At 62.1% G+C, this 14,088-nt stretch carries 11 protein-coding genes; 4 read left to right on the forward strand and 7 right to left on the reverse strand.

Annotated elements, in window-relative coordinates; translation table 11 throughout:
- The first annotated feature begins 157 nt into the window (after window positions 1-157).
- Together EI171_RS00715 and EI171_RS00720 are read left to right on the forward strand one after the other, a co-directional pair.
- Entirely contained in the window at window positions 158-973 is an 816-nt protein-coding gene (locus tag EI171_RS00715; protein WP_246740247.1) for an ABC transporter permease subunit, read from the forward strand.
- On the forward strand, window positions 970-1,698 hold the full coding sequence (locus tag EI171_RS00720; protein ID WP_161532312.1) for an ABC transporter ATP-binding protein: 729 nt from the start codon (window positions 970-972) through the stop codon (window positions 1,696-1,698). The genes EI171_RS00715 and EI171_RS00720 overlap by 4 nt, the downstream gene beginning before the upstream one ends.
- Before the next feature lie 10 nt (window positions 1,699-1,708).
- Here the strand turns inward: EI171_RS00720 and EI171_RS00725 are convergent, their stop codons facing one another.
- Window positions 1,709-1,990: a LexA family transcriptional regulator gene (locus EI171_RS00725; RefSeq protein WP_028182402.1), complete on the reverse strand. Its 282-nt coding sequence runs from the start codon at window positions 1,988-1,990 to the stop codon at window positions 1,709-1,711.
- Between the two features lie 38 nt (window positions 1,991-2,028).
- Here EI171_RS00725 and EI171_RS00730 point away from each other — a divergent pair.
- Together EI171_RS00730 and EI171_RS00735 are read left to right on the forward strand one after the other, a co-directional pair.
- A protein-coding gene (locus EI171_RS00730; protein ID WP_246740225.1) for an IS630 family transposase occupies window positions 2,029-3,149 on the forward strand; the annotation gives its coding sequence in 2 pieces (ribosomal slippage) (window positions 2,029-2,587 and window positions 2,587-3,149; 1,122 coding nt in all).
- A 38-nt stretch (window positions 3,150-3,187) separates the two neighbouring features.
- Window positions 3,188-4,192 carry an NrtA/SsuA/CpmA family ABC transporter substrate-binding protein gene (locus EI171_RS00735; RefSeq protein WP_161532313.1) on the forward strand — a complete coding sequence of 335 codons (1,005 nt, stop codon included), beginning with the start codon at window positions 3,188-3,190 and terminating at the stop codon, window positions 4,190-4,192.
- A gap of 40 nt (window positions 4,193-4,232) precedes the next feature.
- On the opposite strand, the gene EI171_RS00740 is transcribed toward EI171_RS00735, so the two are convergent.
- The 6 genes from EI171_RS00740 to EI171_RS00765 form a co-directional block, all read right to left on the reverse strand.
- Window positions 4,233-4,928 carry a class I SAM-dependent methyltransferase gene (locus EI171_RS00740; RefSeq protein WP_161532314.1) on the reverse strand — a complete coding sequence of 232 codons (696 nt, stop codon included), beginning with the start codon at window positions 4,926-4,928 and terminating at the stop codon, window positions 4,233-4,235.
- A 176-nt stretch (window positions 4,929-5,104) separates the two neighbouring features.
- A complete protein-coding gene (locus EI171_RS00745; protein ID WP_161532315.1) occupies window positions 5,105-6,451 on the reverse strand; it encodes an IS5 family transposase in 1,347 nt (448 codons plus the stop codon).
- A 236-nt stretch (window positions 6,452-6,687) separates the two neighbouring features.
- Entirely contained in the window at window positions 6,688-7,098 is a 411-nt protein-coding gene (locus tag EI171_RS00750; protein WP_161532316.1) for a hypothetical protein, read from the reverse strand.
- A gap of 253 nt (window positions 7,099-7,351) precedes the next feature.
- Complete coding sequence (locus EI171_RS00755) at window positions 7,352-7,717, reverse strand: hypothetical protein (RefSeq protein ID WP_161532317.1); 366 nt, start codon at window positions 7,715-7,717, stop codon at window positions 7,352-7,354.
- A gap of 335 nt (window positions 7,718-8,052) precedes the next feature.
- Complete coding sequence (locus tag EI171_RS00760; RefSeq protein WP_246740226.1) at window positions 8,053-11,334, reverse strand: exodeoxyribonuclease V subunit beta; 3,282 nt, start codon at window positions 11,332-11,334, stop codon at window positions 8,053-8,055.
- Window positions 11,331-13,943, reverse strand: a complete 2,613-nt coding sequence (locus tag EI171_RS00765) for a PD-(D/E)XK nuclease family protein (protein WP_161532318.1) — start codon at window positions 13,941-13,943, stop codon at window positions 11,331-11,333. The genes EI171_RS00760 and EI171_RS00765 overlap by 4 nt, the downstream gene beginning before the upstream one ends.
- Between the last annotated feature and the right edge of the window lie 145 nt (window positions 13,944-14,088).

Below are 14,088 nucleotides of genomic sequence, written 5' to 3' on the forward strand. Positions count from 1 at the left end.
TTCTGTCGGCGCGATTTCGTGGGACATTTTACGCGGGCGCCAAGTCTTTGGCGTCACACCTCCTGCATCGGATGCGGTGCGTGGAACGAGGTTTCGCGTCTTGAGCAATATCGAACTGAGCCAAATCGGCCGCACAGCGATCGGTGCGGATGGCAGCCTGCCGTCGCAAAGCAGCGACAAATCGCTCGCATCGGCAAGCAGGCTTGGCACTCGCGGCCTTCAGCTCCTCTCCTGGCTTGCACCTGTGCTGCTGGTCATCATCTGGGAATCGCTCGCGCAAGCGGGATCGCTCTCGCCACAGGTGCTGCCGGCGCCGAGCAAGGTGATCCGGACGGCGTACAAGCTTGCGACCACCGGAACCTTGCTGAACGATCTGGGCGTGAGCTTGCTGCGCGCCGCCGCGGGCTTCGCGCTCGGTGCAGCGGTCGGCGCCGGGCTCGGCGTCCTCGTCGGCTTCTCGCCAATCGCGGAAGCCGCGATCGACCGCAGCGTGCAGATGATCAGGGCCATCCCCTTTCTCGCCGCACTCCCCCTCGTCATCGTCTGGCTGGGCGTCGGCGAAGCGGAAAAGATCTTCCTTGTCGCACTCGGCGTCACTTTCCCGATCTACATCAATGCCGTGCTTGGTATCCGCCAGGTAGATCCCAAGCTGCTCGAACTGGGGCGCGTCCAGGGCCTGAGCTCGCTCCAACTAATCCGCCGGATCATCCTTCCGGGCGCACTGCCGTCGATCCTGACCGGGGTTCGTTATGCTCTCGCCACGGCGTGGCTCGCGCTGGTGGTGGCTGAAACCATCGGTGCTCAATCGGGAATCGGCTTCCTCGCGATGGATGCGCGCGAATTCCTGCGCACAGACGTGATCATCCTGACGATCGTGATCTATGCGCTGATCGGCATCGCGGCCGACGCCATTGCCCGCTTGCTCGAAAGGCGCCTGCTCGCATGGCATCCGAATTACGGAGCGGCGCGATGAACGTTCACGTCGCTCCGCGTTACGCCGCGCCATCCGAATCCGGACCGGCCGTCGTTGTCAGCAATCTCGTCCGCAGCTATGGCAGCCGGGTCGTCATCGAAAAGCTGAACCTGCGCATCGAGCGCGGCGAGTTCGTCGCCTTGCTGGGCGAGAGCGGCTGCGGCAAGACCACGCTGCTGCGAGCCCTCGCCGGTCTTGATGCCATCCAGGGTGGCCGCATCGTCGCGCCCCGGCGGCCGGCCGTGGTGTTCCAGGAGCATCGCCTGCTGCCTTGGGACAACCTCTGGCGTAACGTCTCGCTCGGCTTGCAGGCACAGGACGCGCGCGAGCGCGCCGCCGAAGCGCTTACCGAGGTCGGCCTCGGTGACAGGCTCGACGACTGGCCGCGCAATCTTTCCGGCGGACAGGCCCAGCGCGTCGCCCTCGCCCGCGCGCTCGTGCAGCAGCCCGAGCTTCTGGTGCTCGACGAGCCGTTTGCCGCGCTCGATGCGCTGACCCGTATCCGGATGCACGAGTTGGTCCGCGAGCTGGTTGCCAATCATCAGCCCGGCGTCCTGCTCGTCACCCACGACGTCGACGAAGCAATCGCCCTCGCCGATCGCATCCTCGTGATGCGCAACGGCCTGATCGCCTTCGAGCATCGCGCCGAGCGTGGCAGCTCGACATCCATCTCGCGCGCCGAGCTCCTCGGCGAGCTTGGCGTGATCTCTCAATCTCCCAACTAGTAGTGGTTCATCACAGTGATTTCGACGTTTTGATACCGAGCCATTCGAGGATCGGCAAGCTTTCCGGCGGCACGAGGATTTCGATGCTTCTGGGGACGCCAGGTTGACGTTGGATGAAGCCGTTTCGTTCGAGGGTGACGATCATCTGGTGGACCGAAGGCGGGCTGACGCGGAAGTGGCGCTGGATGTCGGCTTCGGAGGGTGGACGTCCGAACATGTGGGCGTAGGTATGGATGAAGGCCAGGTAATAACCCTGCTTCTCGGTGAAGCGCGTGCCTGATTTTTGACTCATCGTTGGATTCGTCCCGGCCTCCGACAAGGAGGCAAAGCATGAATGTACGTTATCGGGTCGAATTGAGCCAAGCCGAGCGCGACGAACTGACGGCGATGCTCGGCGGCGGCAAGCACGCCGCCCGCAAGCTTAAGCGGGCGCAGATTTTGCTGGCGGCCGATGGAGGCTGCCGCGACGAGGAGATTGCCCGGACCGTGAGTGTCAGCCTCTCCACCGTCGGCCGGACCAGGCGCCGCTTCGTGGAAGGCAATATGGAGCGGGCCCTGAGCGAGGAGCCGCGTCCGGGCGCTGAGCGCAAGCTGACCGGCAAGGAGGAAGCCCTGCTGGTGGCGACCGCATGCGCCAAGCCGCCCGCTGGCTGCAAACGCTGGACGCTGACGCTGCTGGCCGACACGATGGTCAAGCTCACCGATCACAACAGCCTGTCGGGCGAGACCGTGCGTCGCCGGCTGGCCGAGAACGACCTCAAGCCGTGGCGCAGGGACATGTGGTGCATTCCCCATGTCGACGGCGAATACGTTGCCCGCATGGAGGACGTGCTCGACCTCTACGCCGAGACGCAGAATCCCGCCCGGCCGCTGGTCTGCTTCGACGAGACCCCATCCAGCTGATCGGCGAGGTGCGCCAGCCGGTCCCGGCCCAACCGGGACAGCGCGAGCGCTACGATTACGAGTATCGCCGCAACGGCACCGCCAATCTCTTCGTCACCTTCGATCCACATCGGGGCTGGCGCAACGTCAAGGTCACCGATCGCCGCGCCGCCGTGGACTACGCCCACTGCATGCGTGAGCTCGTCGACGTCCATTATCCCGACGCCGCCTGCATCCGTGTCGTGCAGGACAATTTGTCGATCCACAAGCCTGGGGCGCTGTATGAGGCCTTCGCGCCCGCCGAGGCCCGGCGCATCCTGCGCCGCCTCGAATTCCACTTCACCCCGAAGCACGCCAGTTGGCTCAATATGGTCGAGTGCGAGATCAGCGTGCTACAGCGTCAGTGTCTCGGCCGCCGCATCGACGATCCCAAAAGGCTCCGAAACGAGATCGCAGCATGGCAAAAGAGGCGGAATAAAACCCGAGCCCGCATCAAATGGATGTTCACAACAGAAAAAGCCCGCACCAAACTCGGCCGCGCCTATCCAGCCACCGCCAAAGAGTCATAATCACTGTGATGAACCACTAGGTTATCCGGAAGGCCAATATGTCCGACTACCCAATCGCCAAACCATCCCGGCGCAGCTTCCTCGGCTCCGCAGCCTTCGGCATTGGCGCGCTCGCCGGGGTGAATATCAGCGAATTTGCGCAGGCCGCGGCCGGGCGCACCACCGACACGGTCCGCCTGACGTGGGGCCTTGGCGGCCTCAATCTGATCGCCAAGGAGCGCGGCGAGTTCGAGAAAGTGCTGGCCAAGGACGGAATCAAGGTCGAATGGCTCGGCCCCTTCCCGAACCATGCCCCGACATTGCAGGCGGTCACCGGCGGCAGCGCCGACTTCAGCTTCGGCGGCAGCACCACGCCGGCTCTCGCCGCCATCATCGCCGGCTCACCATTGGTGTTCACGCAGTTCGTGGTCTATGAGCCCCGCACCACGGCGATCATCGCCAAGGACGGCACCGGCATCGACAGGATCGAGGATCTCGTCGGCAAGTCAGTCGCAGTCAACCGCTCCGGCCTCGGCGAATTCCTGCTGGTCGCCGCGCTGGAGAAGCACAAGGTCGACCGCGCCGCGGTGAAGTTCGTCTATCTCAATCCGCCGGACGCCGCGCCGGCACTCGCCTCAGGCAAGGTCGACGCCTGGTCGATGTGGAGCCCCGGCGTCGACATCGCCCGGCTCGAATACAAGGCGCACGACATCTTCCTGGAAGGCCGCGATCTCGAATTCCAGATTGACTACACCTCCTACCTGACCACCCGCAAAGTCGCGACGGACAATCCCGCGCTGGTGCGGGCTGTGAACGATGCGTTCCGCGCCGAAGGGAAATGGGCCTCGGAGAACGCCAAGGACGCCGAGTACATCGCGCAGAAGGCCGGCAAGTACAGCGATGAGCTCCGCGACCAGTTCATCGCGCTGAAGCGCCAGTATCGCTATTTCGCGGTCGATGACGAGCAGTTCGTCAGCGCGCTGCAAAAGGCCGCCGACTGGCTCGTCGCCCGCAAGGTTCTGCCCGAGCCGGTCAGGGTGGCTGATCATCTCGCCCAGCTTTGAGCTGCGGGGAATCACTGTATCTTGACCAATCGTACCGGGTTCACAATTTCACGGCTGAGAAAAAGATGAATCGTGGTTTGGTTCTCAGGCTATTGTATACATCTGGGAAGAGAGACTGGGCGCGCGGATCGGGTTGCGGTTCGCTCAGTAGATCGATCTGAAAACCGGTCGACTTGAGAGCGTCAAACATGGCGTGGAGTGGTCGATGCCAGAAGCGCATTTCGATATCCCTTCCGTCGCGCTTCCACGTCTCATTGAAAGTATAAGTTTCGAAGTAATTGTCGCGACCGGCTGACTGATGATCCATGAAGGGGTGGTGTGTGGAGAACACCAGACGGCCGCCGTCGGACAGCAGACGGTTGAACTCTGAGAGAGGCAGAGACCAGTCGGGCAGATAATGCATGACAAGCGAAGCTAGGATCAGATCGAAAGCGCCACCTTCAAAGGGCAACACCTCATTGAGGTCAGCTAACAACAATCGCGCGCGCCCTCCAAGGCGACGTTGCGCGATCTCCAATAAGCCCGCACTCGAATCGATACCCGTCAGTATTGCCCCTCGATCAAGGAGAGCTGCGGCATGCGCTCCACCACCGCATCCCGCATCGAGCACCCGATGTCCGTTTGCATCGCCAACCATCGAGAGAATTGCTGGCCGCTCGTAATAGGCATTCCAAGCGTTGTTCTCATTGTCTGCTTGATAGGCGGCGGCAAATGCATCGTAATTATTCTCAGCCATTCATACTTTCCCTATGTATATGACTGCTTTCCTATCAATTTAGGTTGGCCTTATAGAATTCCGCTTCCGCAAACGCCCATTCTGGCAGACTTTTGAGAGCGGACGCGGAATTATGCTGGTTTGACAGTAGAGGCGGGTGATTTCTCGGTTTTGAGCGCTTCGTAGAGTGTCGATCGTTAATAAGCCGAATTGGGCTGAACTGGACAGTTGAGCGTTGGCCAGAGTGAGAGCAGGAAGAGGGACAAAAGGTCTCTGAGCCAAGCCAGGACACGGCGGAGGTTGTGGCCAACGGCCGAGAGGAGAACGTTAGCGGCATCTCCGGCGCGGCCTTTGAGATAGCAGCGGCCAAGGTGACCTTCGTTCTTCATGTGTCCGATGATGGGCTCGATGGCTGAACGGCGGCGTAGCTCGCGCTTGATGACGCCGAAGACGCCGCGCTTCTGGCCCGAGATGAAGACTCGGCGGGGATTTTGTGTGTCGTGGCCGCGATATCCCTTGTCGACATAGGCCCGTTCGATCGGGCAGCCGGTGAGGCTCTCGGTGCGCTCGATGACGTCGCGAAGGGTGTGACCGTCGTAGGGGTTGTCCGGCAGCGCGCAGGCGTGGAGCACGAACAAGCCGCCGGGAGCTCTTTGGTTGTTGGTGACGATGGATGCCTTCACGCCGAACTCATAGGGCGCGGCGGCCTTGCCCTTGCCGATGCACTCGACCTCCGGAGCATGGAAGGAATACAGCTTGAAGCCGCGCTGGCGCTGCTGCTGCGAGCGGATCTGGGTGGCTCGGCTCAGCGGCAGGGCGAATGCCTCCTCCAGTGCGGGCTGGCCCTCGGTCTTGCGGCGAATGTCGCGGATGATCCGGCCCAGCCGGCTGCGCAGAAGGCGCAGCTGTCGCTGATGCCGGTTGAATTGTTTGGCATGAGCGTAGCGGCCCGCCATCATTGCCGCGCTTTTGGCCACGCGAATATAGGATTGCCGGAGCCTGACCCCGTGCTTCCTCGCCAGGCGGTTCAACCCGCGGATCGCTGCATGCAGCAGCTTGGCGTCGGTCGGAAAGCTGATGGCCTTCGGTTGGACGGTCGTGTCGACCGTGACCCGCTTGAGGTCCTGGCTGCGCAACGCACCGCTCGCGTGCGCCACCCGAAGGCTCTCGGCCAACAACCGCTCCAGCTTGTCGCCGAGCCGCTTGCGCCAGTGGCTCAGGTCTGAGCGCTCATGCGGGAAAACGTGCTGGAAAAACTCTTCGCCTGTGAAGAACTGGAAGTACGGATCGTGGACCCAGCGCTCGCACACCCCCTCATCGGACAGGCCGTAGATGTGCTTGAGCAGCAGCAATCCGATCATGAATCGGGTCGCGATACCCGGCCTGCCGTTGTCGCTGTAGAGCGGCGCGATCTCGCCGTCGATCCAGTTCCAATCGACCCTGCCGGCGAGCAGAACCAGCTCGTGTCGCATGTTGATGATCTGGTCCAGCCGGGACCGGAACAGATCGTTCGAGCCTGTCGTCCTGTGCTTCTTTGGTCGCATCGGTGCCTCCGATGCAGCACAGAATCACGGTTCGCAGCGGCAGGGAAATCCAAAATCGAAATTGCAGGGTTTTGGGCTGTGAAGCCTCAATCCCCTGCAATCTCAAATGCCGTCGCAACCGGAAAACAGACTCCCAATCAAGTGCTTGGAGGCTTGTTCACGGACAACTAGAGTGCGGAGGCGTGTCGCTGCCGCGCGAGTTGATCATCCCGCGCACACTCGCACCGAGATTTCATTCATCGTCTCCGCCGCGCGATCTCGTCAGCGACTGCGCTCGTGGCGCGTAGCAGCCGTTCATGCAAAGTCTCGAACATGTCGAGAATCTCATCATTGGGTTCATTCTTGTCCAGTTCGATAGTGTTGGCGACGAGTTCGTCGAGGGGCGTCTTCTTCAACTGCCCTTCCCCGAATTCAAATGGCTCCTCGATAGCGGGCTGCGGCTGCATGCAGCCGTCCGAGTCGCACCAGACCTCGAATGTCCGATGTCCCATAACGGCTTGCTCGACCATCTCCGCCTCCAATTGGATTGTACCCCACGCCACGCCGTCCTCATCGACGAATCCCGCCACGTACATCTCTTGGTCCTCAGCGTCTTCATCGCCAGGGCGGAAGAACGGCGTGAGGACGATTCCAGGGGGCTTTGCCATAATCATCTCTCCAGGTGACTCAAGCACCAGTTGCATCGGTACATGGCAACATGAGGGCCTGCGCCGAGCACCGCTGGATCATGCGAAAGATGTAAGCTGTAGGAGCTGCTGTCGGCGTCCCTCGAATTAGCAGTTCGTTCTCTCATTCATCGCTCTGGCAGATAGATTATCCTGCCCCGCGGATCGCATGGGCCACCTCTGTCAATCTCCTCGTCTGCCCGCAACCGACAACGACTTTGGCCGCCTGAGTGAATCAACCGATATTGGCGTCCAGATCGAACGCGCAATACTCAGCAGATGCATCCCGCTCCGTATGAAGTCCCAGCGTCCCGACCGGCGCAAGGGTTCGGTACGGCAGGATGAAATAGTGGAAAGAACGCTTGCCACCGATTTCCACGGCCTTGTTAGTCGTGCGTCGGAAGCGCCTGACTTCGGCAAGGGCGGGTCGAAGAGGCTGGCCAAAGTTTGCCGAAACACCAGGCTGGGCCAGCAGAGGAGACGCCGGAAGTGGTAGCCGGCGCTTTGGCCATCCTGATGCCTTTTCCATCTCGCGCTCAAGCTGTCGGCAATGTACTACCTGCCCAATATTTGCAAGCGGCGGAGAAAGGCGATTGTTCACGGTTTCTTTAGGGGGAGTCGGCAACACTTTGCCCTTGGGCAGCGTATCCAGCCTAAAGCCGTCGCACCGTTCTCAACCCGGTAGCGGCGGCTTTTGTTTTAGAGAGCGGAAATTCCGGTCCGACCGTGCGGCTTGGTCGGATACCCAGCGCAATACGCAAGCGCGAGTGTATAAGTCAAACCCGTTTAGGTCGCAACGGCGCGGCAAGAGGTGCGATGAAGTCCGTCCATGCTTCCATGATCCCGCGCCGGGTCTACGTCGCGATGACCCATTGGTCGTCCCGGGTCTTGGTTTGCTCACCCTCGCCCATTCTCAATCCGCCTTGGTAAGTCGCGCTACGGAGGCTCTACCCAGGACACTTGCGCTGCGGACATGTAGACGATTGCGCCTCGCTCGGCGCCTGTGACGCGCAGATAGTCGCGCAGCTGGGCCACATGCGCACTGTGGGCCGCTGCCGCGGGGTTTACGTCTGACTTCCAGTCGATGACGAGCACAATGCGCTCTCCCTCAATTGCCGCGGCGTCTGCACGACCCGCAAGAAAACGCGGCGGGTTTGCCGCCCAGAGCGACACTTCGGGCACCAGTTGCGCGAGGAAGGGTGTGAGCTCCGGCAGAGCCAATGTGCGCAGCGCCGTCTGCGCCATCTCGATGGGATCGGGACTTTCCGCATCTGTCCCGTCAGTGGATTGCAGCTGAGTGAGCAGTTCGGCCGCGCGCCGGGTGGCCGCGTCAATGAGGCATACAAGCTCACCTGTGAGAAGTTCCTCCATGAGTTTGTGCAGGATTGTGCCACGGAAGGCGCCCGCCCCAACAATCCGCGCCGTCACGTCGGACGCCGCATCGACTACGAACATATCGACAAGGTCGGCGCCGCGGTCCGCATCACGTTCGCTCGGGCGGTCCCATACGATCGGCGGCGAGGCGTCGGCCAGTCTCTCGCCTTCCGCGGCAAAAACTGTCGTGGTCTGATTGTTGCCGACGGACTGCGAAGCGCTCTGGACGGGCTCAGGCAACAAGTCAGCTCGGATCTCTGAGAGTAGCTTTTGCCCCAGATCCATCACCCTCGACCACGACCGTGAGGGAGCGCCGGGCAGATCGGGGATCACCAAGAGGTAACGGGCTCGCGTCGTCGCGACATACCAAAGCCGTTCGCGCTGCCGCGCCTCGCGAAACTCCTCCTCTTCGCGGGCGGCCGCCAGCGCGGGCGGCTCGATACCTCCAACGATCCAGTGGATTGTATCGTCGGATTGCCGATAGACAAACTGATCCTGGGGCTTGAAGCGCGTCGACGAATTCACCGTGATAACGACGGGCCATTCTAGACCCTTCGCGCTGTGCATGGTGACAATCTCCACGGAGTCCTCGGACGCGTCTACCCTTCCTTCCGGATGCCGGTGCTTGCTCTGCCATCCGCGCTGGAGATCGAGTGCAAAGGCGCGCAGCCCGGCAACGTTGTAGGGCCTGGCGAGTTCGACGATGGCGTCAAGGTTCGCGAGAGCGCGCGCGTTCCGCTGGCCGTGCCTTGCCGCCATGATCACTCTCAAGTTCAGCCGCTCGATCGCGAAGGCGACGAGCTGCATAGGCGTGAGTTCGGCGGCAAGGCGATGCAGCGCCTGGAGCTTCAAGAGAACATCCTTAGCGAGGGGGTTAATGACCTCGTCCGCTGCGGTTCGTAGCTGGAAGCGCCGGCGCCCGTCCTGATCGGGAGATAGCGCCGCCGTGATATCAAGAAGGTCTTCGTCGCGCAGCCCGACAATGGGACCTCGCATGAGGGCGCCGAAGGCCAGAGTGTCGAGCGGGTCCGCAAGCGCGCGGACCAGGACCAGGATGTCCTGAAGCTCCTGGCGTCGGAACAACGCGTGACCTGCCTGGGAGGCCACCGCGATGCGTTGTGCTTCTAAGGCCCGTTCATAGCGCCAGAGATCGGTGTGTGTCGGCGCAAGCAACGCAATGTCGCCTGCGCGCAAGTATCGCTCCGTCCCATCCGGGCGACAGAGTTTCAGGGCGCCAACGAGGCGGGCGCACAGCGCGGCAACGGCCGCCGCTTCCGCTTCGCGCTGTTCCTCGGCGCTTGCGTCCCGCGGGACGTCGATTGTTAGCTTCGCTGCCGCGGCGAACGGGAGAGGCGGCAGCGCAAGGGTTGGAGCGAGCGGTACGAAACCCGGTTGTCCCGCCTTTCCAAGAATGTCCTGGAACACGTGGTTGACGTGCGCGATAACCTCCGGGCGGGATCTGAAATTCGCGGTAATAGCGAGCACGCAGCCGTTCTTGGCCTTTGCAATCACGGACTTCGCGAGCGCGTAAGACTCTACGTCAGCGCCACGAAAGCGATAGATCGCCTGTTTGGGGTCGCCGACGATGAACAGCGCCCCGGGGCGCAAGACTGCGCTGCTCCAAGTCGCGGGCTGCGAATGCGCGGCTATGCAGAATACGATTTCCGCCTGCACAGGGTCGGTATCCTGGAATTCATCGACCAACAGGTACGCATAACGACCGGCGAGCCAAGCGCGAATCTCGGGGTTCTCACAGACAAGCGCCCGCGCCTGCCGTAGCAAGTCGTCGAAATCGAGGACGGCCGCCTCGCGCTTGCGCCGGTCATAAGCCTCGATTACCCCGGTTAGGTGTGCAGCCAGTTCATGCGCCAGGCTTTGTGCGATGCAGCCAATCAGCGTTCGGTAGGCTTTCCGAATCTTCTCGAAGTGTTCGGCCGCTTCCTCTGCGCGACGATGCCCATCCGCCTCGCCGAGTCCCTGCTTCCAAGCGCGCATCCTGTCATAAGGCAGCAAGTCGATACTTCTCTGCCGCATCATGCTGATGCGCGGCGGCCGGGTCAGGCGCCATAACGCTGAGAACCCAGCGTTGGCGTGATCGCCCGCGAAAAACGCAGAAAGGCGCTCGAGATCGGCAATGAGATCCGCAGTCCACGTCTCTCCGGGGCCCGCGGCATGCCAGCGAGAAAATGCAGAGACGGCGTCTGCGAAAGTGCGGTCCGGACGCGTCGAGAAATCCGGCGCCGGCACGGTCGCGCTGCGATGCTCTCGCCGGAGGATAGCAAGCTCGCGGACACGCTCGACCACCCCCAACGGATCGTCCTTTGCAAGAGTAGCAATTGGACCTTCCCGTTCGTCACCACCAGCCAGCATCTCCTTCAGCCAGGTCTCAAGCACCTCATCAAAGAGGGCGTCGGCAATGGTCGCGTCGACGACACGCGAGCCAGGGTCAAGGCCCGCATCGATCCCGTGCGAACGAAGAATGCCTTGGCAAAAGCCGTGGATCGTTGTGGCAGTGATTTCTCCGATGCGTGGCGCGGCCTCATCCAAGTGCACGCGCTCGGCTGTACCTAACGGTAGCGAGAGAATCCCAGCGAGTGCGGGTGGCAGCCGTCCATGGCGAAGCTCCTCGACGGTCCAGCGTATGCGCGCCTCAAGCTCGCTCGCCGCGGGCTCGGTGAAGGTGATCGCTGCAATCTTGGAGGGATCAATCCCGCTTGCGATCATCATAGCGACGCGCGCGGCCATCAACGACGTCTTGCCAGTGCCAGCCGCAGCCTCGACCAGCATGTTGGTCTCAAAATCGGTGAGTGCGCGCCTGCGCGCGTCGAGGTCAGGCACACTCACGGGCTGCTCCACAGTTTGTCTAGCGCGCTGTTCACCTGAGCGAACAAACGACGTTTTACGCGACGGTAGGATTCGAGGTCTGCCGGTAGGGCAATCGAAAGCGAATCGAAGAACGCAGGCGCTGGCCCGGGTGCGATCTGGCCCTTGCGTTGCAGGTGAACGCCGGCCGCCGTGAATGCGACCGCCTGGTCAATGGCCTTCGCCAACTCCTCGTCTGTAAGGCTCAGCGTCCGCGCGGGGTCGTTCTTCAGGTAGGTCAGCTGCGAGCTCACACTCCGAACATCAGGAAGAAGGGATTGTGCCGCGAGGCCGTAGAAGACGCGCTGGAGTTCAGCACCGCGATCGAACACGACCGGCTTCTTTCGGTCAGGCGCCGTCCCTACCTTATAGTCAGTGATGACCGCTGCGCCGCGCGCGGCATCTTCGTCAAGGCGATCAATCCGCCCTCGGAAGCAAATTCCGGTCTGCCCGATTGGGACAGGCGAGAGTGTAGCCCACGGATGAGGCCCATCTCTCGGCTCGCCAAAGGAAAGCTCTGTCCAACTCGTGCCGCGCGGTTCACCGAGTGCATCCCTGAGTCCTCGCAGTGCCCGCTCGCGAGCCATCTCCACAGTATGACGCCAGAGAAGGCCCGGCGGAACGGCCCTGGTGATCGGCCAGCTTTCGGTGAGGCGCACCGCTTCTCGTTCCAGGGCGATGTCAATCTCGTCGACATTTTGTGGTGTGCCGTCCCGTAACACGCCCCCAATGAGAGCGTGAACGAGTTCGCCGAACGCGCGATGGTCGAGCGCGAGCGGTTGAGGATCTAGATTCGGCTCGCGCCAGTGAAGGGCGTATTCCCAGATGAACCCGAGGGGATCGCAGAGAAGTCGATGGAGGGACGTCGTGGATTGAACTTCGGCTAGGGCATCGACGACGAGCGGGTGGTCGGGACGGACCCTCCCGTCGTGGGCAGTGTGCTGCTCGCCGTCCCACCATGCGTGCCAGCAGGCACGACTTGCGCGCACTTGGGGGTCTTTGCCGGCGTCGGCCGGGCGGGCATACAGTCGATCGCTTTCGCTGAAGGCGTGCACAGGTATCGCGCTCCGCCCGACCACACTCTCTCTTTCTTTCGGCCACAAGGTACTGGCTGCCTGCAGGGATCCCGTCGCACTCCTGTAAGCGCGTGACAGCGTATAGTTGGTCGACTGGCTGAGGATGATGTCATGCATCATCTGGTCACCTTCGGCCGCTTCAGCAGACGGAAGTCGCAACTGCCCAAGAAGGTGCTGCGGTAGCAATGGATTTTCGCTCGACCGTCTTGGCCACGCGTTCGCATCCAGCCCGATGAGGCGAACATGCGCGCGCGGGGCCGCCGCCACATGACGGGCAGGCCCCCACGCAATAGAATTCCCCGGCTCGCGTCCGTCGGCGACGCGCAGGGCCTGCAAGGAGAGTTCGATCGCTTGTGGGGGCGCCATGCGCAAAGCATCCCGCCACAAGGTAAGTGCCGGCCCCTTCAAAAGACGGCGTCCGACTACGTCCGCCGACGCAATTCCGCAGGCCAAGTCTTCGAGAATCGGCAATACTGCACGTTCCGCAAGCTCACCATTCGCCCGCTCGCCTCGTGTCTGCTCGAGAGCATGCCGCCAAAGCCCCGGACTCGTCAGCGCAGCGCTCCGCCGCAAGCCTTTGGCCCAGTCACTGGGCAGGCTCTCTTTGGCCAGACTACGCGGCAGCCGGGCAAACAGGAGCCTCACGCGCTCCTGAGACAGCCCGCGCAACAGGATATCCGCCAGGGCCGCACAGGCCTGCCCTTCACGGGTCGCCAGCGCCGGAATACCGTGCGTGAAATGCACAGCCAGCCCTGCCTCGCGCGAGAGAACGAGAAACGCATCGTCCCACGCCGCTGGCGAAGCGGCCGAAATGGCGATCTCGTGGGGAGAGGCTTTTCCACCCGCCACAAGCCCACGCGCCCAACGCAATGCTTCCCTCACTTCGTTTCGCGGATCGGCACAGAGATCGGCGGAACCGAGCAACGCTGCACCGGGGGAGCGCGTTTCGATCTCCCCAGCGAACCAGGCGCGCCGGCTGTGTTGTGATGCAATCCATCGCACCGGCACCACGTCGCAGAGCGCCTGAATGAGTGGGCGCCAAACGGCTTTGATATCGGGGATGTCTTGAATGATGATGGCGCCGACTAACTTTGGTGCGAAGGAAACTCGCTCCAAGGCTGTTTTGACCAAATCGGGAGGCGACAGCATTCCGGACGGCAGTGCGCCTCGGACGCGGCGCTCGAGCAATGTGAAATCCCTGAGACGGGCATTGTCGGGAAAAGAAGCCGGGATCTCCATGTCCCACCAGTCTCGGAGCGCCGATAGCACAGCCACCGGCATCCCTGGCAGTTGGGAAACCTTGTCGATGTCCTCGTAGCCACCGGCTTCGAGCGCCTCTCTTATGGCCGGATACAAGATTTCTGCGGACGCTGGCGTGATAAAGCCGCCAGCAAGCCGTGCGGCGAGAAGCGGCAACGTCAGGATCTGCCTACCCGTAGCCCCTTCACGAGCTGCATCGAGTCGTCGCATTCGCAGCGCCAAAGGTCCATTGACAACCACGGTTTGGATCTGCATCTGGCGCCCCCTCGCTGCCAAAGACCTAAAGCTGACTAGATCGGCGATATTGTTGTGATTAAGGCCATTCGGTACCAACTCAGAACCGCCAGGTTACTGCAGCCTTTAATGGTGCAGAGATTCGGATTCAGAAACTCATCAGCCA

The organism is Bradyrhizobium sp. LCT2 (genome assembly GCF_009931255.1).
In the GTDB taxonomy this organism is placed as follows: Bacteria; Pseudomonadota; Alphaproteobacteria; order Rhizobiales; family Xanthobacteraceae; genus Bradyrhizobium; species Bradyrhizobium diazoefficiens.

Coding starts and splice junctions, on each gene's coding strand:
- EI171_RS00745 (WP_161532315.1), bottom strand. CDS start 6,451: ATGCGACCAAAGAAGCACAGGACGACAGGCTCGAACGATCTGTTCCGG.
- EI171_RS00720 (WP_161532312.1), top strand. CDS start 970: ATGAACGTTCACGTCGCTCCGCGTTACGCCGCGCCATCCGAATCCGGA.
- EI171_RS00765 (WP_161532318.1), bottom strand. CDS start 13,943: ATGCAGATCCAAACCGTGGTTGTCAATGGACCTTTGGCGCTGCGAATG.
- EI171_RS00740 (WP_161532314.1), bottom strand. CDS start 4,928: ATGGCTGAGAATAATTACGATGCATTTGCCGCCGCCTATCAAGCAGAC.
- EI171_RS00735 (WP_161532313.1), top strand. CDS start 3,188: ATGTCCGACTACCCAATCGCCAAACCATCCCGGCGCAGCTTCCTCGGC.
- EI171_RS00750 (WP_161532316.1), bottom strand. CDS start 7,098: ATGGCAAAGCCCCCTGGAATCGTCCTCACGCCGTTCTTCCGCCCTGGC.
- EI171_RS00725 (WP_028182402.1), bottom strand. CDS start 1,990: ATGAGTCAAAAATCAGGCACGCGCTTCACCGAGAAGCAGGGTTATTAC.